This is a genomic window from Aeromonas sp. Y318-3, from assembly GCF_027706185.1.
Taxonomy (GTDB): Bacteria; Pseudomonadota; Gammaproteobacteria; order Enterobacterales; family Aeromonadaceae; genus Aeromonas; species Aeromonas veronii.
The window spans coordinates 251205-273052 of sequence record NZ_JAPDCN010000003.1 but is presented as its reverse complement, the minus strand read 5'-3'; the positions used below and the strand labels follow the sequence as shown (position 1 = coordinate 273052).

The window sequence follows — 21848 nt, the reverse complement described above, 5'->3', positions numbered from 1 at the left end:
GTGAAGTGAAACCATCCGTACTGGTTATTGCAACCCTCTCAGCCCTGCTCAGCGCCTGTGGCGGCGGGGAAGATAACGCACCACTGGCGATCCCGGACTACCGGGTCGATGTCGCCCTGCCGACTGCCGGTACCCTGTGCGCCGATCTGGATCAGAACTGGCAATGTGATCCCGCCGATCCTGCCGTCAGCGGCGAAGGCGCTGTGGCCCTGGTCAACCGTTCGGCCAACATCGTCAACTCGCCCCTGCTGTTCGTACCGAGGAGCGGAGGCCTGCTGCTGGCACATCCGGCCGCCAAAGGGGATCCACAACGGCTACAACCGACCCTGCTCAGTACCCTGTGGCAGAGCCGCATTGCCGAAGGGGTGGCCGCCGATCGCGCACTGACGCAGCTGCTGGCCGATCTCGCGCCGCTGCAACCGGGCAGCGACCGCGTGGCCCTCGCAGGTCTCGGCCAGTTTGATCAGGCCCTGCAACAGGTGGCGATCAGCTTGCAGCAACAGGCCCGCACACGCCTTGCCACCGCCAAGGAGACCCAGTTGCTCACCACCAGCTATCGCGCCATCAGCCTGATGCTGGCGCAATTGGCTCAGGAGTGGCAGCGCAACGGCCAGTTTGCCGAAGAGACCCAAAAAGAACTACTCACCCTGCTGGTGCAGCAGCAGCCACGCAACCTGCTGACCGTCACCGGCGTCACCACCTTCAGCGATGGCAACGATCCGCTGCAGGAACAGGAACCCGATGACTATCCGGGACAAGATGCCAGCTGGAATCGCACTCGTCCCCAGCTTGCCTATCGCAAACTCGATGATCGCGGTCAGGTGCTCCCCGACAACGCGCCGAGCTGGCAGTGCGTCAAGGATCTCAATACCGGTCTGGTGTGGGAGGTCAAATCGGATGATCCCTTGAGTCCTGACTGGAAAAGCAGACCCTTTGCCTATGAGGATGAGCAGTTCAAGGCGACCGCAGGCGAGCAGCAAGCGGCCTACCAGCATATTCATAAGAGGATCGAACAGCTCACCGCCGAAGGAGATCTGGCGGCCCTCGCCCGGGCACAGGCGCTGACCACCATGCTGACCACCCGCGCGTATCAGCAGTGGCTCAATGGCGAGCAGCGCTGCGGCATCAGCCAGTGGCGGCTGCCCACCATGGGTGAGCTGATGTCACTGATGCACTACGGTAGCCTGGCCAAGGACCCGCTGGGTCAGCGCATCATCGTGGACACCCGTTACTTCCCGGATATCGCCCCCTCGGAAGATGACACCTACCATGGCTACTACTGGAGCGCCACCAGCAACACCGCCCAGCGCTTCTCCGGTGGCCCCATCAGCAAACGCACAGTCCTGCTCTTGGGAGAAGATGCGGGCACCACCTATCCCGCGCTGGTGCAGCAAGATACCTATATCGAGCTGATGCAGGTACGACTGGTCGCCACTCCCCAATAATCCGAGGAATATCATGAGCCTTTATCGCTTTTCGTTCGCCATGCTGGCACTGATGGCCCCCCTGGCCCACGGTGCTGCCATCTGTGATGACACCATGGATCGCACCGCCCCCTCTGCCCGTTTTCTTGACCATGGCAACGGCACTGTCACGGATCAACAAACCGGCCTCACCTGGATGCGCTGCAAACTGGGGCAGACATGGAGTGGCAGCAGTTGCCTGGGGGAACCGACCGTTTACTACTGGCAGCAGGGGCTGCAAGTGGCGGAGCGGATCCGCAGTGACAGCAGTCATGCTCTCTATCACTTCGGCGGTATCAGCCAGTGGCGTCTGCCCGACATCAAGGAGCTGGCGACCCTGGTCGAGCATGCCTGCTACAAGCCCTCTCTCAATGAAGCCATTTTCCCGCGCGCCATGGCGGGGGGCGGTAAAGAGGTCAATGAGGGCTATGTCTATCTGATGAGCAGCACGGTAACCTCCGCCAATGGTCAGCGGGCGTATCTGGATATCACCTCGGGAGATATCGGTCTTCGCTCCATTGGCGCCTACCCGGATCAGGTCTTGCTGGTCGCCAATAAACCCTGACCGCCCCACGCTCGAAACCGGAACGCGATGACAGGAGAGGCTTGAAAGCCTCTCTTTTTATTGCTCTTGCCGCCCCCCCCTACCTCACCCGCCATCACGCTCTTCTCCCGCCTGTGCCCCCTGCCCGCGATACCGATCTGATCCTGCTCCGCACGCGACATACCCCTTTCAGGTGATGGCGAGGAGCAACTCTCTGCGCTTTCCAGGCTTTTCTCGCCCACCATAACCAACAAAAAAGTGCGCTTCTTAACAAAATTTAATTACCGGTTAACCGATTAATAATTAACCCGTAAAAATGACATGTAAATCAGTGCGAAAGTGTCATAATGCGTAACATTATTGTTAAGTCACTTGATTAATTTGGTTAGGAAAAACCTCTATGTTTGCTGATATTTCTGCTCAACATTGGGCTTTTGCCATTTATGTCATCGGTGCCATCACCATCTGTCTGGTAATGATAGGCCTCGCCGCCCTGCTGGGCGGTCGTGCCTACGGCCGCACCAAGAACAAGCCATTTGAATCTGGTGTCGACTCGGTCGGCAGTGCCCGCCTGCGTTTTTCCGCCAAGTTCTATCTGGTCGCCATGTTCTTCGTCATCTTCGACGTCGAGGCGCTCTACCTGTTTGCCTGGTCTGTCTCCGTGCGGGAGAGTGGCTGGGTCGGCTTTATTGAAGCCACCATTTTCATCGGACTGCTGCTTATCGGCCTGATCTACCTCTGGCGCATCGGCGCACTGGACTGGTCACCGCGCAAACCGCAGCTGAACAACAAAAACAGTGATTGAACCACAGACCCTTTCCTTGAGGTTGCACCATGAAGTACACCCTGACCCGGATTGACCCGGATGCACCCGTTGAGCGCTACCCCCAGGAGCAGCGCCAGACCGTCGATGACCCACTGGCGCAAGAAGCGACGCGCGGCATCATGATGGGCCGCCTCGAGGAGGTGCTGCAAGACACCGTCAACTGGGGCCGCAAAAACTCCCTCTGGCCTTACAACTTCGGCATCTCCTGCTGCTACGTGGAGATGTGTACCGCCTTCACCTCCCCCCACGATGTGGCCCGCTTCGGCGCCGAAGTTATCCGCGCTTCGCCCCGTCAGGCCGATTTCATGGTGATAGCAGGGACTCCCTTCATCAAGATGGCGCCAGTCATCCAGCGCCTGTATGAACAGCTGCTCGAACCCAAGTGGGTGATCTCCATGGGGGCCTGTGCCAACTCCGGCGGCATGTATGACATCTATTCCGTGGTGCAGGGGGTGGACAAGTTCCTGCCGGTCGACGTCTACATTCCGGGTTGCCCGCCCCGTCCCGAAGCCTTTTTGCAAGCCCTGATGCTGCTGCAGGACTCCATCGGCAAAGAGCGCCGCCCCCTCTCTTGGGTGGTGGGCGATCAGGGGATCTACCGTCCCCAGATGCAGGCCGAAAAAGAGCGCAAGCGCGGCGAACGGATCAATGTGACCAACCTGCGCACGCCGGATGAGATCTGACCATGAAACTGACTCGTGATTTTCCCAGCAATTACGCCATGGCCCAGTGGCAGCCCAGCGACCACAAGGATGCCAAAGTCATTGGCGAACTGTTTGCCCACTTCGGGGTCGAGCACTTCACCGTACAGACCACGCGCACCGGCGTGCCGGTGGTCTGGCTCCCCCGCGAACTGCTGCAGGATGTGATGGGCTTCTTGCGCAAAGTGCCCTCCCCGTTCGTGATGCTGTTTGATCTCAGCGCCACCGATGAGCGGCTGCGCAGCCATCGCGACGGTCTGCCCCAGAGCGATTTCACCGTCTTCTATCACCTCATCTCCATCGACCGTAACGCCGATGTGATGTTGAAAGTGGCGTTGGCCGAAAGTGACCTGCATCTGCCCACCATCACCAACCACTTCCCCAATGCCAACTGGTACGAGCGGGAAGTATGGGATCTGATGGGCATCACCTTCGATGGCCACCCCCATCTGACCCGCATCATGATGCCCAAGAGCTGGCAGGGTCACCCGCTGCGCAAGGATTACCCGGCGCGCGCTACCGAATTCGATCCCTTCATGCTCGATGCCGCCAAACAGGACATGGAGCAGGAGAACCTGCTGTTCAAACCGGAAGAGTGGGGACTGGCCCGCGGCAACGAGAACGAGGACTACATGTTCCTCAACCTCGGCCCCAACCACCCCTCTGCCCACGGCGCCTTCCGGTTGGTGTTGCAGCTCGATGGCGAGGAGATCCGCAACTGCGTGCCCGACATCGGCTACCACCATCGCGGTGCCGAGAAGATGGGCGAGCGCCAGTCCTGGCACAGCTACATCCCCTATACCGACCGGGTCGAGTATCTGGGCGGGGTGATGAACAACCTCCCCTATGTGCTGGCGGTCGAGAAGCTGGCCGGCATCAAGGTGCCGCAGCGGGTCGACATGATCCGGGTGATGATGGCGGAGCTGTTCCGCATCCAGAGCCACCTGTTGTTCCTCGGTACCTATATCCAGGACGTGGGGGCCATGACCCCGGTCTTCTTCACCTTCACCGACCGCCAGAAGATCTACACCATCATCGAAGCGATCACCGGTGCCCGCATGCACCCGGCCTGGTTCCGTATCGGCGGTGTGGCTCACGACCTGCCGAAGGGATGGCAACGGCTGGTGCAGGACAACCTGCTGAGCTGGCTGCCCAAGCGCTTGATGGATTACGAAAAAGCGGCGATGCGCAACAGCATTCTGCGCGGTCGAACTATCGGCGTCTCGGCCTACACCACCGAGCAGGCGTTGTCCTGGGGCACCACGGGGGCCGGATTGCGCGCCACCGGCCTCAACTTCGATGTGCGCAAGTGGCGTCCCTATTCGGGCTATGACCAGTTCGACTTTGAAGTGCCGGTCGGCAGCAATGGCGATGCCTACGACAGAGCCACCGTGCGGATCGAGGAGATCCGCCAGAGCATGTCGATCATCGAGCAGTGCATGAAGAACATGCCGGAGGGTCCCTTCAAGGCGGATCACCCCCTCACCACCCCGCCGCCCAAAGAGCGCACCCTGCAGCACATCGAGACCCTGATCAACCACTTCCTGCAAGTGTCGTGGGGCCCGGTGATGCCCGCTGCCGAGTCGTTCCAGATGATTGAGGCGACCAAGGGGGTCAACAGTTACTACCTGACCAGTGACGGCTCCACCATGAGCTACCGGACCCGGATCCGCACCCCGAGCTTTGCTCACCTGCAGCAGATCCCCTCGGTGATCAAAGGCAGCATGGTGTCGGACCTCATCGTCTATCTGGGCAGTATCGATTTTGTTATGTCGGATGTGGACCGTTAAGTGATCCCGCCTCCCGGTCATGGCCGGGAATCGGGATCGCCGAACGAGCAGTAAAAGGACAAGCCACCAAAGGTCAAGTCATGAGCCAGCAATGTCAGTGTCACAATAATCAGACCCCACAGGGGCAAGGGGCATGCAGCAGCAAACAGGACGACTTCGTTCTGAGCCAGGCTGAACGCGATGCCATCGAACACGAGAAACACCATTACGAAGATCCCCGCGCCGCCAGCATCGAAGCGCTCAAGATCGTGCAGCAGGCTAGAGGCTGGGTCCCCGACGGCGCCATTCACGCCATCGCGGCCCAGCTCGGCATTCCCGCCAGCGATGTGGAGGGGGTTGCTACCTTCTATAGCCAGATCTTCCGCCAGCCGGTGGGGCGCCACATCATCCGCGTCTGCGACAGCATGGTCTGCTACATCAATGGCCATGAAGAGCTGATGGCCGGTCTCAAGGAGGTGATGAACCTCGGCCCCGGTCAAACCACCCCGGATGGCCGCTTCACCCTGCTGCCGGTCTGCTGTCTTGGCAACTGCGACAAGGGGCCAGCCATCATGATCGATGACGACACCTATGGCGGCCTCGATCCGGTGACCTTGCTGAAAACCCTGGAGGCTTACCCATGAGCCTGCCGCAAAACAAGATCCTCGCCTCTCTTGGCACCGCCAATCACACCCCGCGAGCCCCCGAGACCCACCCGCTCACCTGGCGGCTGCGGGATGACGGCCAGCCGGTATGGCTGGAGGAGTATCAGGCCAAACAGGGGTATGACGCCGCCCGCAAGGCGCTCGGCCAGATGAGTCCGGACGAGATTGTCAGCACCGTCAAGGATGCCGGTCTCAAGGGGCGTGGCGGCGCGGGCTTCCCCACTGGCGTGAAGTGGGGGCTGATGCCCAAAGACGAGAGCATGAATATCCGTTACCTGCTCTGTAACGCCGACGAGATGGAGCCCAACACCTGGAAAGACCGGCTGCTGATGGAGCAACTGCCCCACCTGCTGATCGAAGGCATGATTATCTCGGCCCGGGCGCTGAAAGCCTATCGCGGTTATATCTTCCTGCGCGGCGAGTATGTCGATGCCGCCATCAACCTGCGTCGTGCGGTAGAAGAGGCAAAAGCCGCCGGTTTGCTTGGCAAGAACATTCTGGGCTCGGGTTTTGACTTCGAGCTGTTTGTTCACACTGGCGCCGGTCGCTACATCTGTGGCGAAGAGACAGCACTGATCAACTCGCTGGAAGGGCGCCGTGCCAACCCGCGCGCCAAACCCCCCTTCCCCGCCGTTTCCGGCGTCTGGGGTAAACCCACCTGCGTCAACAACGTCGAGACCCTCTGCAACGTGCCCGCCATTATCGGCAACGGGGTGGCCTGGTATCACGGGCTGGCGCTGCCGGGCTCTGAAGACCACGGTACCAAGCTGATGGGCTTCTCCGGCAAGGTAAACAACCCCGGGGTGTGGGAGCTGCCGTTTGGCATCACCGCCCGCGAGCTGTTTGAAAACTATGCCGGCGGCATGAAGAGCGGCTATCGCCTGAAAGCCTGGCAGCCCGGTGGCGCCGGTACCGGCTTTTTGCTGCCGGAGCACCTCGATGCCCAGATGTATACCGCCGGTATCGGCAAGGTAGGCACCCGGATGGGGACCGGCCTCGCCATGGCGGTGGATGACTCCATCAGCATGGTCTCCCTGCTGCGCAACATGGAGGAGTTCTTCGCCCGCGAGTCATGTGGCTGGTGTACTCCCTGTCGCGATGGCCTGCCCTGGAGCGTCAAGCTGCTGCGCGCGCTGGAACGTGGCGAGGGGCAATCAGGCGATCTGGCTACGCTGGAGCAGCTCTGCAATTTCCTGGGCCCGGGTAAAACCTTCTGCGCCCATGCTCCGGGCGCCGTCGAACCGCTTGCCAGCGCGATCAAGTATTTCCGCTCCGAATTCGAAGCGGGGATCAAGGGCAGCGGCGATAACCGCAAGCCGGTCAAAGGGATCCAGCCCAATCTCTTGGGTGAACGCTGGTAAACGCCAAGCGCATCAGACAATAGCCGAATTCACAAAACAGGTTTCAGGGAAGTTGTATGGCGACCATTCATGTAGACGGTAAAGAGTACGAGGTAGACGGGGCAGATAACCTGCTGCAAGCCTGTCTGTCCCTCGGTCTGGACGTCCCCTATTTTTGCTGGCACCCGGCGCTTGGTAGCGTGGGCGCCTGCCGCCAGTGTGCGGTCAAACAGTATCAAAATGCCGATGACAAGCGTGGCCGTCTGGTGATGTCCTGCATGACACCGGCCACCGATGGCACCTATATCGCCATCGAAGATGAAGAGGCCAAGGAGTTTCGCAAGAGCGTGGTGGAGTGGCTGATGACCAACCACCCCCACGACTGTCCGGTGTGTGAAGAGGGTGGCGCCTGTCACCTGCAGGATATGACGGTGATGACCGGCCACAACAGCCGTCGCTACCGCTTCACCAAACGCACCCACCAGAATCAGGATCTCGGCCCCTTCATCAGTCACGAGATGAACCGCTGCATCGCCTGCTACCGCTGCGTCCGTTATTACAAGGATTATGCCGGTGGCGAGGATCTTGGCGTCTACGGTGCCCATGACAACGTCTATTTCGGTCGGGTCGAGGATGGCACGCTGGAGAGCGAATTCTCCGGCAATCTGGTGGAAGTCTGCCCTACCGGCGTTTTCACCGACAAGACTCACTCCGAGCGTTACAACCGCAAATGGGACATGCAGTTTGCCCCGAGCGTCTGCCAGCAGTGTTCCGTGGGCTGCAACATCAGCCCGGGCGAACGTTATGGCGAACTGCGCCGTATCGAAAACCGCTTCCACGGCAGCCTCAACCACTACTTCCTCTGCGATCGCGGCCGCTTTGGCTATGGCTATGTCAACCTGGCTGATCGCCCGCGCCAACCGCTGCTGCGTGAAGGAAACGACAAGCTGGCCATCACGGTCGATGGTGCCCTCAACCGCGCCGCCGATGCCCTGCGCACCGCCAGCGGCGTGATCGGTATCGGTTCGCCCCGCGCCTCGCTGGAGAGCAACTTCGCTCTGCGCGAACTGGTGGGTGAAGAGAACTTCTATTGCGGCATGGAGCAGGCCGAGTGGGAATGCCAGCAGAAGATCCTGCAGATTTTGCAGCATGGCGGCGTATCAACACCAAGCCTGCGCGACATGGAAGAGGCCGACGCCATTCTGGTACTCGGTGAAGATGTCACCATGAGTGCGGCTCGAATTGCGCTGGCCCTGCGTCAAGCCGTCAAGGGCAAGGCCCGCGAGCTGGCCCGCAAAATGAAGGTCGACCTGTGGCAGGTTGCCGCTGTGCAGACTCTGGGTCAGAACGAGCGCTATCCGCTGCTCATCACCAGTCTCGACACCACCCGTCTCGATGACGTAGCTGCCGACAAACTGCACGCTCCCTACGCCGATCAGGCGCGCCTCGGCTTTGCCATCGCCAATCTGCTCGACAATGCGGCACCGGCTATCACCGACCTCTCTGCCGAACAGCAGGCTCAGGCTGCACGCTGGGCCGAACTGCTTGGCAATGCCAAAAAACCGCTCATCATCGCCGGCTCCAGCGCACGCAGCGTGGCGCTGGTTGAAGCAGCCAGCAATATTGCCCGCGCCCTGAAAGGACGTGGTCTGGAAGCCAGCATCGCGCTGGTTGCCCAGGAGGCCAACTCGCTCGGTCTGGCCATGCTGGGTGGCAAGCCGCTTGAGGCTGCTTTCGAGCGCATCGAAGCGCAAGAGAAGCTGGCGCTGGTGACGCTGGAGAACGATCTTTATCGCCGTGCTCCGCGTAACCGTGTGGATGCAGTGCTGGCACGCCTGCAGCACCTTCTGGTCATCGATCATCAGGACACCCGGACTGCACAAAAGGCAGATCTAATCCTGCCGGCCGCCAGCTTTGCCGAAGCCGATGGCACCCTGGTGAACATGGAAGGTCGCGCCCAGCGCTTCTTCCAGGTTTATGCCCCTGCCTTCTACAACACCGATATTCAGGTGCGTGAAGGGTGGCGCTGGCTGGCGGCGCTGCAAGGCGCTCTTGAGCACAAATCCCTGCGCTGGCAGAACTTCGACCAGATCAACCATGACTGCGCCACCAGCAATCCGCTGCTGGCCACCATGCTGGAAGCTGCCCCCAACGCAGGCTTGCGGATCCGCGGTATGCGTCTGGCTCGTGAACCGCACCGCTACAGTGGCCGTACCTCCATGCTGGCCAACCAGAACGTCAGCGAGCCGCGGGTGGCTCAGGATCCGGACTCCCCCTTCAACTTCTCCATGGAAGGGTATGCCGGAGCCCGTCAGCCGCTGCCGCAAGTACCGTTCGCCTGGGCACCAGGCTGGAACTCTCCTTCCGCCTGGAACAAGTTCCAGGATGAGGTGGGTGGCAAACTGCGCGCCGGTGATCCGGGTCGCCGTCTGCTGGAAGTAAGCGAAGATACCCTTGGCTGGTTTACTACCATCCCCTCCCCCTTCAAGGCAGAGGATGCGCTGCAAGTGGTCAACTATGTCCAGTTGTTTGGTGGCGAGGAGCTCTCCGCCCGCAGCCCGGTCATCCAGACCCGGATGAACGAGCCCGAGCTGGTGCTGAATCCGGCCGATGCGCAGCGTCTGGCCCTGCATGCAGGCAATCAGGTCTCCTTCTCCTGGGGTGGCAGCCACTGGCAACTGCGTCTGCGTCTGAGCGAGCAGCTGGCGGCCGGTCTGGTGGGTTTGCCCCTTGGCGTCAACGGCCTGCCAACTGCGCTGCAACAGGCATATATCAATAACCTGCAGGAGGTCATTGCATGAGCGATTCGCTGATTGATCTGTTGCTGGAGGTCGGCAAGGCACTGCTCGTGCTGGTGGGGATCGTGGGGGCTGGCGCCTTCATGAGCTTCATCGAACGCCGCCTGCTGGCACTGTGGCAGGATCGCTACGGCCCCAACCGGGTTGGCCCGTTCGGCCTGCTGCAGCTGGCGGCCGACATGGTCAAGATGTTCTTCAAGGAGGACTGGATCCCGCCGTTCGCCGATCGGCGGATCTTCATCCTGGCTCCCATCATTGCCTTCACCGCCTTTATTCTGGCGTTTGCGGTGGTGCCGATCAGCCCGACCTGGGGCGTAGCGGATCTCAACGTGGGTCTGCTTTACATCCTGGCCATAGCGGGGCTGGCGGTCTATGCGGTGCTGTTCGCCGGCTGGTCGAGCAACAACAAATACTCCCTGCTGGGTAGTTTGCGCGCCTCGGCCCAGACCCTCTCCTACGAGGTGTTCCTCGGCCTATCCCTGATGGGAGTGGTGATCCAGACCGGCAGCTTCAACCTGCGCGACATCGTCGAGGCTCAGGCTGGTCTGTGGAACGTGGTCCCGCAGATCCTTGGCTTTGTCACCTTCCTGTTTGCCGGCGTTGCCGTCACCCACCGCCACCCGTTTGACCAGCCGGAAGCCGAGCAGGAGCTCGCCGATGGCTATCACATCGAGTATGCGGGGATGAAATGGGGTCTCTTCTTCGTGGGCGAATATATCGGCATCGTGCTGATCTCCTCGCTCATCGTGACCCTCTTCTTCGGTGGCTGGCATGGTCCCTGGTTGCCCCCCTTCATCTGGTTTGCTCTGAAGACCGCCTGCTTCATGGTGTTCTTCATCCTGCTGCGGGCCTCCCTGCCTCGCCCGCGCTTTGACCAGGTGATGTCGTTTGGCTGGAAAGTCTGCTTGCCGCTGACCCTGATCAATATGCTGGTCACCGCGGCAGTTGTACTGATAAGTACGCAGTGAGGCACTCAATATGAAAATTGTTAGCATTATTCAGGGTGTCGGCACCCAGTTACGCAGTCTGGCCATGGTCTTCTCCCATGCCTGGCGGCCCCGTGAAACCCTCAACTATCCGGAACAGGCAGTCTATGCGGCCCCCCGCTACCGCGGTCGCATCGTGCTGACCCGCGACCCCGACGGGGACGAGCGCTGCGTGGCCTGCAACCTCTGCGCAGTTGCCTGCCCGGTCGGCTGCATCTCGCTGCAAAAATCCGAGCGGGAAGATGGTCGCTGGTATCCGGAGTTCTTTCGCATCAACTTCTCTCGCTGCATCTTCTGCGGCCTGTGTGAAGAGGCTTGCCCCACCACCGCCATCCAGCTGACACCGGATTTCGAGATGGGTGAGTATCGCCGCCAGGATCTGGTGTACGAGAAGGAGGATCTGCTGATCAGCGGGCCCGGCAAATACCCGGACTACAACTTCTATCGCATGAGCGGGATGGCCATCGACGGCAAGCCGAAAGGGGATGCCGAAAACGAAGCCAAGCCCATCGATGTCAAGAGCCTGCTGCCCTGAGGAGTCAATCATGGAACTGGCATTTTATGCCTCGGCCCTGGTGGCCATTTACAGCACGCTGCGGGTGATCAGCACCAGCAATCCCATGCATGCGCTGCTCAATCTCATCATCTCCCTCATCGCCGTGGCCATGATCTTCTTCTGCCTGGGTGCCGCCTTTGCGGGCGCCCTGCAGGTGATCGTCTACGCCGGCGCCATCATGGTGCTGTTCGTGTTCGTGGTGATGATGCTGAACCTGGGGAGTGCCCAGGCACAGGAGAAAAAGTGGCTCACCCCCATGACCTGGGGGGGCCCTGCCCTGCTCTCGCTGATCCTGCTGGGCTTTCTGGCCCACGGCATTCTCGGGGTGACCGGGGGCCTGATCGGAGTGACCGAGGTGACCGCCAAGCAGGTGGGTGTCGAGCTCTTTGGCCCCTATGTGCTGGCGGTGGAGCTTGCCTCCATCCTGCTGCTGGCGGGTCTGGTAACCGCCTATCACCTGGGTCGGGAAGAGAAGAGCGGTGAAGTGCTCTCCGTCCCGCGCACAGCATCCCGCTCTGCACAAGAAGGAGGTCAGCAATGAATGGAATCCCTATGGAGCACGGCCTCCTGCTGGCCGCGGTGCTCTTCTGCATCGGCTTGTGCGGTCTGCTGATCCGCCGCAATCTGCTCTATATCCTGATGAGTATCGAAATCATGATGAATGCCTCGGCACTGGCGTTTGTGGTGGCGGGTAGCCGCTGGGCCCAGGCCGATGGCCAGATCATGTATATCTTGGTGATTTCTCTGGCGGCAGCGGAGGCCAGTATCGGCCTTGCCCTGTTACTGCTGCTCTATCGTCGTTACCACACCCTGAACGTGGACACTGTGAGCGAGATGCGCGGATGAGCCTCTTATATCTGACTTTTCTATTTCCGCTGCTGGGATGGCTGGTGCTGGCCTTCTCCCTCGGCCGGTTTGGTGAGCGTACCTCGGCGCTGATCGGGGTAGGCTCCATTGGCCTGTCGGCCCTCACTACCCTGTGGGTGGGCATCGACTTTCTGGGCAACCCGCCCGAGGGGGGCGTCTATGTCCAGCGCCTGTGGCAATGGATGGCGGTGGGCAACTTTACCCCGAGCTTCTCGCTGGCACTGGATGGCCTGTCGCTGACCATGCTGGGGGTGGTGACTGGGGTGGGTTTCTTCATTCACCTGTTTGCCTCCTGGTATATGCGCGGAGAAGAGGGTTACTCCCGCTTCTTCACCTACACCAACCTCTTTATCGCCAGCATGCTGTTTCTGGTGCTGGCCGATGACCTGCTGTTTGTCTACCTCGGCTGGGAAGGGGTGGGGCTGTGCAGCTATCTGCTGATCGGCTTCTACTACAAGGATCGCAAGAACGGAGCGGCGGCCCTCAAGGCATTTGTCGTGACCCGGGTGGGTGATGTCTTCCTCGCCATCGGTCTGTTTATCCTCTATCGGGAACTGGGCACCCTCAATATCCACGAGCTGCTGGTTCGTGCCCCGACCCTGTTTGCCGAGGGCTCCCCTGCCCTGTCGCTGGCCTGCCTGATGCTCCTGGGCGGCGCGGTCGGCAAATCAGCCCAGCTGCCGCTGCAAACCTGGCTGGCGGATGCGATGGCTGGCCCTACGCCGGTCTCCGCGTTGATCCACGCTGCCACCATGGTGACCGCCGGTGTCTACCTGATTGCCCGTACCCACGGCCTGTTCCTGCTGGCGCCAGAGATCCTCCATCTGGTCGGGCTGGTTGGCGCCATCACCCTAGTGCTGGCAGGCTTTGCCGCGCTGGTTCAGACCGATATCAAGCGGATCCTCGCCTACTCCACCATGAGCCAGATTGGCTACATGTTTCTGGCACTGGGTGTCGGCGCATGGGAAGGGGCCATCTTCCACCTGATGACCCACGCCTTCTTCAAGGCGCTGCTGTTCCTCTCCGCCGGTGCCGTTATCGTTGCCTGCCACCATGAGCAGAACATCTTCAAGATGGGTGGCCTGCGCAAGAGTTTGCCGCTGGTCTACGCCTGCTTCCTGGTGGGGGGCTCGGCGCTGGCGGCGTTGCCGCTGGTCACTTCCGGTTTCTACAGTAAGGACGCCATCCTGTGGCAAGTAGAAGCCTCTGGCCAAAGCGCGCTGCTGTGGGCAGGTCTGGCGGGGGCATTCCTCACCTCGCTCTACACCTTCCGGCTGATCTTTATCGCCTTCCATGGCAAAGAGCAGACCAAAGCCCATGCGGGCCACGGTCTGGCTCACCATCTGCCGCTGCTGGTGCTGCTGGTGCTTTCTACCGGCATAGGCGCGCTGATCACCCCGCCACTGGCAGGTGTACTACCCGCAGGCCCGGGGGACCATATCGAAGAGGGTCGCCATGGGCTGGAGGTAGCCTCCGGCATCATAGCCATTGCTGGCATCGCGCTGGCCGCGTTTCTGTTCCTTGGTGAGCGCCGTCTGGCCACCTCCATTGCCAACAGCGCTCCGGGCCGTCTGCTCAGCACCCTCTGGTTCAACGCCTGGGGCTTTGACTGGCTCTACGACCAGCTGTGGGTCAAACCCTATCTGCTGGCGACCCGTCTGGTCGGGCAGGATCCGCTGGACTGGATGATGGGCCTGCCCGCCTGGCTTGCTCTGCGTGGCAACCAGCTGCTGTCCTGGACCGTGACCGGCAAGTTGCGCTGGTATGCCGCCTCCATGGGGATCGGCGCCGTGCTGGTGCTGGCGCTGTTGCTGCTGGGATAACGCGATGAACAACACGAAGATCGTACAGCCGGGCTGTTTGCTCTCCCTGATGGAACAGGGAGCGCAATCTCATATGAACTTGAACGAGAGCTGATACCGTGACCTTACTCTGGATCTTGCTAATTCCTTTTATCGGCGGCTTGCTCTGCTGGCAGATGGAGCGTCTCGGCGGGCAGTTTGTCCGCTGGGTAGCCCTGCTCTCCATGAGCGCCAGCCTGCTGCTCTCCTGTGCCATCTGGCTAAGTGGAGACTTCTCCCTTGCCACCACGGGCCTCGACAGCGCGGGCGTCTCCGGTGCTGCCTCCGCCTGGGCCGCCGAGTGGCGCCTGCCGTGGATCCCCCGCTTCGGCATCTCTTTGCATCTGGCGGTGGATGGCCTGTCGCTCTTGATGGTGATCCTCACCTGCTTTATCGGGGTGCTGGCCATCCTCTGTTCGTGGAAAGAGATCGTGCAGCGCATTGGCTTTTTCCACCTCAACCTGCTCTGGATCCTGGGCGGCGTGCTCGGGGTCTTTATGGCGCTGGACCTGTTCCTCTTCTTCTTTTTCTGGGAGATGATGCTGGTCCCCATGTACTTCCTGATTGCGCTCTGGGGCCATTCGGTCACTGACGGCAAATCACGGATCAACGCCGCAACCAAGTTCTTCATCTACACCCAGGTGAGCGGCCTTATCATGCTGGTGGCCATCATCGGGCTGGTGCTGACCCACCAGCATGCCACCGGAGTCTTCACCTTCAACTATCTGGAGCTGCTCAATACACCGATGAGCAAGGGCGTTCAGTGGCTGCTGATGCTGGGATTCTTTATCGCCTTCGCGGTCAAGATGCCGCTGGTACCGCTGCACGGCTGGCTGCCGGATGCCCACAGTCAGGCGCCGACCGCAGGTTCGGTGGATCTAGCCGGTATTTTGCTCAAAACCGCCGCCTACGGTCTGCTGCGCTTTGCCTTGCCGCTCTTCCCCGAGGCGTCCGCCGAGTTTGCTCCCTACGCCATGGTGCTTGGCCTGATCGGGATCGTCTACGGTGCCATCGTGGCCTTTGCCCAGACCGACATCAAACGGCTGGTAGCCTACACCAGCATCTCCCACATGGGTTTTGTGATGATCGCCATCTACTCGGGTAGCGAGCTGGCCCTGCAGGGCGCCGTGGTGCAGATGATCGCCCACGGTCTCTCGGCTGCCGGCCTCTTTATCCTCTGCGGTCAGCTCTACGAGCGGTTGCACACCCGGGATCTGCGCCAGATGGGCGGCCTGTGGGGACGCCTGCGCTATCTGCCCGGCGTGATGCTCTTCTTCTCGGTAGCGTCGCTCGGCATGCCGGGCACCGGCAACTTTGTCGGCGAGTTCCTGATCCTGGTCGGCAGCTTCCAGGTTGCCCCTGTCATCACGGCGGTCGCCACCTTCGGTCTGGTACTGGCCTCGGTCTACTCCCTCATCATGTTGCAGCGCGCCTGCTTTGGCCCCGCCAAGGATGAGAGCATGCTCAAGGGACTGGATCGCCGCGAGCTGACCATGATGATGGTGATCGCGGGCCTGCTGGTTCTGCTTGGCCTCTATCCCCAACCCGTGATTGACACCGCCAGCAGCAGCCTTATCAACGTGCTGCACTGGTATCTGCTGCCGACTGCTGGAGCCCTGCAATGACTTTCTCCGCTTCCCAACTGCTGGCACTGCTTCCCCTGCTGTTGACCACCGGGGCCATGGCGGCCCTGATGCTGGCCATCGCCTGGCGCCGCTGTGTCACCACCGCCTTTACCGTGACCATTGTTGGCCTCAACCTTGCTCTGTTCTCGCTGCCCATCGTGATGGCGCAAGGGGATCAGGGGGTCACCCCGCTGCTGCAAGTGGACAGTTACGCCGTCTTCTACATGGGACTGGTACTGATCGGCGCTCTAGCCACCTGCACCTTCGGTCAGTCCTGGCTGAAAGCCTACCCGGATAACCGGGAGGAGTTTTTCCTGCTGCTGCTGATCGCCACCGCTGGTGGTCTGGTGCTGGCCTGCTCCCGTCACCTCGCCTCTCTCTTTATCGGGATCGAGATGCTGACCCTGCCGATGTTCGGTCTGGTGGGTTACGCCTACCGCGAGCGCCACTCGCTGGAAGCGGCAGTGAAGTACATGGTGCTCTCCGCTGCGGCTACCGCTTTCCTGTTGTTTGGTATGGCGCTGCTCTACGCGCAGGCAGGCAGCCTGAGCTTTGCCGCCCTGGGGCAGACCCTGGCCGAGAGCCCTGCTCACCACCCGCTGCTGATGGGCGGTTTGGGGTTAATGCTGGTCGGCTTTGCCTTTAAACTCTCCCTGGCCCCCTTCCACCTCTGGACCCCGGATGTCTACGAAGGTGCCCCGGCACCGGTCGCCACCTTCCTCGCCACCGTCAGCAAGGTAGCGGTCTTTGCCGTGCTGCTGCGTTTCTATCTGGCGGTACCGGCGGCGAGCGATCCCATGATCCACTGGCTGCTGGCAGCCATGGCGGTCATCTCCATCCTGGTCGGCAACCTGCTGGCCCTGGTGCAGACCAACGTCAAACGGATGCTGGGTTACTCCTCCATCTCCCACTTCGGTTACCTGCTGGCGGTGATCGTGGCGAGCCGATTCGGCCAGATGCCGGTGGAAGCAGCCGGGGTCTACCTGCTGATGTATCTGTTCACCAGCCTGGGTGCCTTTGGGGTGGTGAGCATGATGTCGAGCCCCTATCGCGGCAAGGATGCCGACTCCCTGCACAGCTATCGTGGTCTGTTCTGGAAGCGCCCCTATCTGACTGCCGTACTGACGGTGATGATGTTGTCACTCGCGGGCATCCCGATGACCCTCGGCTTTATCGGCAAGTTCTACCTCATCGGCGTCACCGTCGAGGCGCAGCTCTGGTGGCTCTCCGGTGCCATCGTGCTCGGCAGCGCACTGGGTCTCTACTACTACCTCAAGGTGATGGTAACCCTCTATCTGCGCGAACCGGGTATGCAGCAGCGCGATGCCAGCGCCGACTGGGCTCTCTCCTCCGGTGGTGTGGTAGTGCTGCTCTCTGCCGCCCTGGTGGTGTTGCTGGGGCTCTATCCCCAGCCGGTCATCAGCCTGGTACAAGGGTTCCAGCACGTGGTATTGCAGTAACCTTTACTGTCACTACCCCTCATTACCCGCAAAACCGGCAGCCTTGGCTGCCGGTTTTCTCTTTCCGGCCCGACAGCATCGCGCACTCCGCGAGCCAGCAAATGACAGATCAATCAGCGAGGGTGATGCCCATCATGGTTTTTGCCATACAACCAGAACCGGGCGAGATCCTCATACCCTCTTGAATTCCTTATTGATATATTGGTTATATTCTGGAATGGAGTTCAGATTGATGAAGCAACACTACGTTTGCCAATTTAACCCGACAGAACTGGCCGCCACGCTGGCACCCTTGCAAGGAGGCAAGCTGACCATACTGCTGGCCGAACAGGATTGCGCGCAGGTTCCCCTGTTGCAGCAGTTGTGCCGCGACTTCAACATCGCCCTGGATGGCGCCATCTTCCCCCAATTGATCAGTGCGCAAGGATTGTTGCCGCAAGGGGCCTGGCTACTGCCCAGAGCCAACCCCTATCACGCCACACTGCTGCCCCTGACACCGCAGGCCAGCGCAGCATCCCTTGCCCAACTGATTGCGGAACAGGTGGAAAGCATGCTGGCCACCTGGCCAACCCCTTCGCCGCCACCAACCCTGTTTCTGACCTTCGACAACCTCATTCCCAATATCGCCTCCATTCTGGATGCGCTTTATCTGCAACTGGCCAATCGCGTCAACTATGCCGGCGCCAACGCAGGCAGCGGCAGCTTCACCCCCCGTGCCTGCCTGTTCGACAATCAACGGCAACTTGCCTACGGGGTCACCTGCACGCTGCTGCCCAGCAACAGCTTTCCCTTTCTGGAACATGGTTACCAACTCTCGGCCCAACCAATGCTGGCCACCAGCAGTGAAGCGAACAAGATTGCCTACATCGATTGGCAACCGGCCTTTCAAAAATATCAGGGGCTGATCCGCCAGCAATTCCAGCACACTATGGTGCGCGAGGAGCTCTACCGTTTCGTGGTGCACATGCCACTGGGCCTGCTGCGGGCCAACGGGGATGTGATTGTCAGGATACCCGTCGAGGCAAACGATGACGGCGCCCTGCTCTGCGCCGGCGAGGTCGCGGAGCACAGCATCCTCACCCTGCTGAAGGCGCCAGAGAGTGCCACCGAACATACCTGCTCACTGGCCTGGCGCCTCAACCAGCAACAAACCCTCACCCGGGCACACTTGCTGGAGGTCTACTACTGCGCAGGACGCCAGCTGTACTTCGACCAGCAGACGGTGACCGAGCTGCGCACCCTGCTGACCCACTCGGGGGCCGGCGATCTGGCAGGAGCCCTCTCCCTTGGCGAAATTGGCAGCGTGCGCCATGGGGATTACCCCCAATTTCATAACGGCGCCATTCTCTGTAACGGGGCATTGATATGAACAACGACCACGCCATGGCCATCGTCTGCGATCTGGCGCTCTGCATCGGGCGTGAAGTCACGCTGGATGCGCTGCTCACCAAGGTACTGCAACGCTTCATGCATCACTGCGCCACGCCGGTTGGCGCGGTATTGCAGCAACAACGGGAGGGATACAAGCTGCTCAAGGTGATCGGCGACGAGCAGCTGCGCCAGCACACCGGCACCACCCTGACCCTGCCCGGGTGGGTCAGCGAGGAGGAGCACTGCCTGCTGCAACAGATGCTCCCCCTGCCGGGCAGCCGCCCCTACCAGTTTGCCTATCGGCTCAAGGTTGAAGGGGGTTATCTCATCTTGCTGCTCGCCCCCCAGCCACATCAGCAGATCGTACCGGTCTGCCATCTGTTCAGCCCGGTGCTCGGCAACCTGGCCCGCGCCATTTCCCTCTGCAAGGACAGCGAGCTACTCGCCCTGCGTCAGCAGGCCGAACTGAAGGATCTGAAACACTTCAACGAATCCCTGCTCAAGGCCATCCCGATCCCGGTGTTCTACAAAGATATCGAAGGGCGATTTCTGGGCTGCAACCAGGCCTTCAATCAGGTGATCGGCATCGGCAAGGAGGCGCTGCTGGGTCGACGGGTCGAGGAGCTGCTGCCAGTCGGGCTTGCCGAGGCCTACAGCATGCGAGAAGCCGAGTTGCTGCGAAGTCGCCAGCCCCAGTGCATCGAACAGCAGTTGCATGACCGCAATGGCATGCGCTATCAGGTCATCTGTTTCAAGGATCTCTTCTATGACCATCAGGGGATGGTTGCCGGCATCATCGGCACCCTGGTCGACATCACCCGCCTCAAGGAGAGCGAGCGCCACCAGCGTGAGCTGCTGTTCCAGACCATCAGTGCCCTCGCCAGCGCCATCAGCCACAAGGATCGCAACAGTGTGGGCCATGAGCTGAGGGTGCGCGATTTGGCACTGGCCATCGGGCAGGCCATGCAACTGCGGCAAGAGCGGCTGGATGCGCTGGGACTGGCGGCCATGGTGCACAATATCGGCCTGCTGCAGATCCCCACCGAGATCATCACCCGCCCACGTGAATTGCGGCCGGTGGAGTTCGAACTGATCAAGCAGCACCCCCAGGCCGGCCACGATATTCTCAAACAGATCGACTTCCCCTGGCCCATCGCCACCATAGTGCTGCAGCACCACGAAAACCTCGATGGCAGCGGCTATCCTCAGGGACTGGCGGGCAACGCCATTACCCTGGAGGCGCGCATTATCCGGGTGGCCGATTCGCTGATCGCCATGACCTCCCATCGCCCGTTCCGCCGGGCCATGCCCCTGAGTGACGCCTTTGCCGAACTGACCCGCTATGCCGGGATCCGTTACGATGAAAAAGTGGTCAACAGCTGTATCGTGCTCTGGCAGACCGGCTACCACTTCGGCCCTCCCATCAGTCAACTTGCAGACAAGGCGGGATAAGATGTCCGAACTCCTCACCTCCTGTGCACTCCCCCACCCACTGACCGATGCGCTCCCCTCCTCGGCGCTGTTGCTGACCCAGGTGATGGATCAGCTTCCCTATCGGGTGCTGCTCAAAGACACCCGATTCAGCTACATCGCGGGCAACCGCCTGCTGGCGGCGGATCTCGCCCTCTCAACAGAGGCACTGGTGGGCAAGAATGACTGCGACTTCTTTCCCCCCGAACTGGTACAACGCTATCGGGAGGATGACGCCCGAGTCATGCGCGAGGGGATACACCAGCACATCGAAGAGCCCTATCTGAAGGGGGGAGAAGCCCGCTGGCTCAGCACCACCAAGTTTCCCCTGCGTGATGAGGCGGGGAGTATCGTGGGGGTCGGCGTCTTCTTCGAAGACATTACCGAGCAGAAGTGGCAGCAGGAGAAACTGCAACAGTACAGCTGGACCCAGCAGGCGATCAGCCGCGCCCACCACGCCCTGCTCAAACCGGGCGATGAGCCGCAACTGCTGCAGGATATCTGCGATGCCATTGCCGTCGATGACCGTTTTCCGCTAGTGGCAGTGCTGCAAGGCCAGCCCGAACTCGCCCAACCGCCGAGGATCGTGGCGCAGGCAGGCAGTGCCGATGCCTCGGAACAAACGCTGTGGTTGAACGATGAGGCCCTCACCCAGGCCATCCTCCACCAGCGGCGTCTCAATCAGGTGATCTTCCACGAGCGGCCCCATACCGGCCACCATCCGTTGCGATCCCGTCTGCTGATCCCCTTGCCACTGCAGGAGGATCTGGCCGATGCGCTGATCATTCACAGCGACCAACCACGGTTGTTCAGCCAGGAGGAGGAGCAGCTCTTCATCCAGCTGACCGACTACCTCACCTATGGCCTGCAGGCGCGCCATACCCAGCAGGCTTATCTGCGCTCGCAACAGGAGAAGATCTTCCATGCCCGCCAGCTGGAGCTGGCATTGGAAGATGCGCTGGGAGCCATCGCCGCCGTGCTGGAGCAGCGCGATCCCTATACCGCTGGCCATCAGAAACATGTGGCCAAGCTGGCCCAAGCCATCGGCCGGGAGCTCAGGCTGGAAGAGAAGCGGCTGCGGGGGATCTATCTGGGCGCCATGGTGCACGATATCGGCAAGATCCAGGTACCGGCCGAAATTCTCACCAAACCGGAGCGCCTCACGCCGCTGGAGTTCGAGCTGGTCAAGGAGCACCCCGCCATCGGCTATCTGGTGCTCAAGGATATCGACTTCCCCTGGCCCATCGCCCGGATGATCCACCAGCACCACGAGTATCTTGATGGCTCCGGCTATCCGCTGGGACTCAAGGGGGATGAGATCCTGCTGGAGGCCCGCATCCTCACCGTCGCCGATATCGTCGAATCCATGTCCTCGGATCGCCCCTATCGCGCCGCCCTCGGCATTCCCCAGGCCCGTGAGCAGATCATCCAGATGCGTGGCCATCAGCTCGATGCGGATGTGGTGGATGCCTGTCTGCGGATCCTCGATCGGGGAGACTTTATCCCCCAACCGCTCGGCAAGCCGTAACGACACGGATAAAAAAACCGGCCAATTGGCCGGTTTCT

The 21848-nt window shown here is 60.9% G+C and carries 18 protein-coding genes; all 18 read left to right on the top strand.

All coding sequences use genetic code 11. From position 1 onward, the window contains the following. The first annotated feature begins 5 nt into the window (after positions 1-5). The 18 genes from OKB77_RS05810 to OKB77_RS05725 all read left to right on the top strand — a co-directional run bounded on the left by OKB77_RS05810 (position 6) and on the right by OKB77_RS05725 (position 21810). Positions 6-1445: an Lcl C-terminal domain-containing protein gene (locus OKB77_RS05810; protein ID WP_270817115.1), complete on the top strand. Its 1440-nt coding sequence runs from the start codon at positions 6-8 to the stop codon at positions 1443-1445. A 13-nt stretch (positions 1446-1458) separates the two neighbouring features. Further along, on the top strand, positions 1459-2028 hold the full coding sequence (locus OKB77_RS05805) for an Lcl C-terminal domain-containing protein (protein ID WP_270817114.1): 570 nt from the start codon (positions 1459-1461) through the stop codon (positions 2026-2028). Between the two features lie 379 nt (positions 2029-2407). Then, the gene (locus tag OKB77_RS05800; RefSeq protein ID WP_005344919.1) at positions 2408-2812 is read left to right on the top strand and encodes an NADH-quinone oxidoreductase subunit A; all 405 of its coding nucleotides are present in this window, start codon (positions 2408-2410) and stop codon (positions 2810-2812) included. Positions 2813-2841: 29 nt separating this feature from the next. Next, entirely contained in the window at positions 2842-3516 is a 675-nt protein-coding gene (locus tag OKB77_RS05795) for a NuoB/complex I 20 kDa subunit family protein (RefSeq protein WP_005344917.1), read from the top strand. A gap of 2 nt (positions 3517-3518) precedes the next feature. Beyond that, a complete protein-coding gene (nuoC, locus tag OKB77_RS05790) occupies positions 3519-5324 on the top strand; it encodes an NADH-quinone oxidoreductase subunit C/D (protein ID WP_069527992.1) in 1806 nt (601 codons plus the stop codon). 80 nt (positions 5325-5404) lie between these two features. Beyond that, positions 5405-5947 (top strand): NADH-quinone oxidoreductase subunit NuoE, encoded by a 543-nt coding sequence (nuoE, locus tag OKB77_RS05785; protein ID WP_270817113.1) that lies wholly within the window; start codon positions 5405-5407, stop codon positions 5945-5947. Continuing rightward, entirely contained in the window at positions 5944-7329 is a 1386-nt protein-coding gene (gene nuoF, locus OKB77_RS05780) for an NADH-quinone oxidoreductase subunit NuoF (protein ID WP_270817112.1), read from the top strand. The genes nuoE and nuoF overlap by 4 nt, the downstream gene beginning before the upstream one ends. A gap of 56 nt (positions 7330-7385) precedes the next feature. Further along, positions 7386-10109, top strand: coding sequence for an NADH-quinone oxidoreductase subunit NuoG (nuoG, locus tag OKB77_RS05775; protein ID WP_270817111.1), 2724 nt, complete (start codon positions 7386-7388; stop codon positions 10107-10109). Beyond that, on the top strand, positions 10106-11074 hold the full coding sequence (gene nuoH, locus OKB77_RS05770; protein WP_270817110.1) for an NADH-quinone oxidoreductase subunit NuoH: 969 nt from the start codon (positions 10106-10108) through the stop codon (positions 11072-11074). Before nuoG ends, nuoH begins: the two co-directional genes overlap by 4 nt. Before the next feature lie 10 nt (positions 11075-11084). Next, entirely contained in the window at positions 11085-11627 is a 543-nt protein-coding gene (gene nuoI / locus OKB77_RS05765) for an NADH-quinone oxidoreductase subunit NuoI (protein WP_005337245.1), read from the top strand. Positions 11628-11637: 10 nt separating this feature from the next. Beyond that, a complete protein-coding gene (gene nuoJ, locus OKB77_RS05760; protein ID WP_005359828.1) occupies positions 11638-12189 on the top strand; it encodes an NADH-quinone oxidoreductase subunit J in 552 nt (183 codons plus the stop codon). Beyond that, the gene (gene nuoK, locus OKB77_RS05755; RefSeq protein WP_005337247.1) at positions 12186-12494 is read left to right on the top strand and encodes an NADH-quinone oxidoreductase subunit NuoK; all 309 of its coding nucleotides are present in this window, start codon (positions 12186-12188) and stop codon (positions 12492-12494) included. Before nuoJ ends, nuoK begins: the two co-directional genes overlap by 4 nt. Beyond that, positions 12491-14338 (top strand): NADH-quinone oxidoreductase subunit L, encoded by a 1848-nt coding sequence (gene nuoL / locus OKB77_RS05750; protein WP_139430140.1) that lies wholly within the window; start codon positions 12491-12493, stop codon positions 14336-14338. The genes nuoK and nuoL overlap by 4 nt, the downstream gene beginning before the upstream one ends. Before the next feature lie 98 nt (positions 14339-14436). Beyond that, on the top strand, positions 14437-15981 hold the full coding sequence (gene nuoM / locus OKB77_RS05745; protein ID WP_005337249.1) for an NADH-quinone oxidoreductase subunit M: 1545 nt from the start codon (positions 14437-14439) through the stop codon (positions 15979-15981). Further along, on the top strand, positions 15978-17441 hold the full coding sequence (nuoN, locus tag OKB77_RS05740; RefSeq protein ID WP_005351071.1) for an NADH-quinone oxidoreductase subunit NuoN: 1464 nt from the start codon (positions 15978-15980) through the stop codon (positions 17439-17441). The genes nuoM and nuoN overlap by 4 nt, the downstream gene beginning before the upstream one ends. A gap of 232 nt (positions 17442-17673) precedes the next feature. Then, positions 17674-18810, top strand: a complete 1137-nt coding sequence (locus tag OKB77_RS05735) for an FIST signal transduction protein (protein ID WP_270817109.1) — start codon at positions 17674-17676, stop codon at positions 18808-18810. After that, complete coding sequence (locus OKB77_RS05730; protein WP_127006461.1) at positions 18807-20264, top strand: HD-GYP domain-containing protein; 1458 nt, start codon at positions 18807-18809, stop codon at positions 20262-20264. Before OKB77_RS05735 ends, OKB77_RS05730 begins: the two co-directional genes overlap by 4 nt. Before the next feature lies 1 nt (position 20265). Continuing rightward, positions 20266-21810 (top strand): HD domain-containing phosphohydrolase, encoded by a 1545-nt coding sequence (locus OKB77_RS05725; protein WP_127006460.1) that lies wholly within the window; start codon positions 20266-20268, stop codon positions 21808-21810. Positions 21811-21848 lie beyond the last annotated feature (38 nt).

Bases quoted from the DNA above. Each gene is read 5' to 3' on its own strand.
- OKB77_RS05805 (WP_270817114.1), top strand. From the start codon at position 1,459: ATGAGCCTTTATCGCTTTTCGTTCGCCATGCTGGCACTGATGGCCCCC.
- OKB77_RS05800 (WP_005344919.1), top strand. From the start codon at position 2,408: ATGTTTGCTGATATTTCTGCTCAACATTGGGCTTTTGCCATTTATGTC.
- OKB77_RS05795 (WP_005344917.1), top strand. From the start codon at position 2,842: ATGAAGTACACCCTGACCCGGATTGACCCGGATGCACCCGTTGAGCGC.
- nuoC (WP_069527992.1), top strand. From the start codon at position 3,519: ATGAAACTGACTCGTGATTTTCCCAGCAATTACGCCATGGCCCAGTGG.
- nuoE (WP_270817113.1), top strand. From the start codon at position 5,405: ATGAGCCAGCAATGTCAGTGTCACAATAATCAGACCCCACAGGGGCAA.
- nuoF (WP_270817112.1), top strand. From the start codon at position 5,944: ATGAGCCTGCCGCAAAACAAGATCCTCGCCTCTCTTGGCACCGCCAAT.
- nuoG (WP_270817111.1), top strand. From the start codon at position 7,386: ATGGCGACCATTCATGTAGACGGTAAAGAGTACGAGGTAGACGGGGCA.
- nuoH (WP_270817110.1), top strand. From the start codon at position 10,106: ATGAGCGATTCGCTGATTGATCTGTTGCTGGAGGTCGGCAAGGCACTG.
- nuoI (WP_005337245.1), top strand. From the start codon at position 11,085: ATGAAAATTGTTAGCATTATTCAGGGTGTCGGCACCCAGTTACGCAGT.
- nuoJ (WP_005359828.1), top strand. From the start codon at position 11,638: ATGGAACTGGCATTTTATGCCTCGGCCCTGGTGGCCATTTACAGCACG.
- nuoK (WP_005337247.1), top strand. From the start codon at position 12,186: ATGAATGGAATCCCTATGGAGCACGGCCTCCTGCTGGCCGCGGTGCTC.
- nuoL (WP_139430140.1), top strand. From the start codon at position 12,491: ATGAGCCTCTTATATCTGACTTTTCTATTTCCGCTGCTGGGATGGCTG.
- nuoN (WP_005351071.1), top strand. From the start codon at position 15,978: ATGACTTTCTCCGCTTCCCAACTGCTGGCACTGCTTCCCCTGCTGTTG.
- OKB77_RS05735 (WP_270817109.1), top strand. From the start codon at position 17,674: ATGAAGCAACACTACGTTTGCCAATTTAACCCGACAGAACTGGCCGCC.
- OKB77_RS05730 (WP_127006461.1), top strand. From the start codon at position 18,807: ATGAACAACGACCACGCCATGGCCATCGTCTGCGATCTGGCGCTCTGC.
- OKB77_RS05725 (WP_127006460.1), top strand. From the start codon at position 20,266: ATGTCCGAACTCCTCACCTCCTGTGCACTCCCCCACCCACTGACCGAT.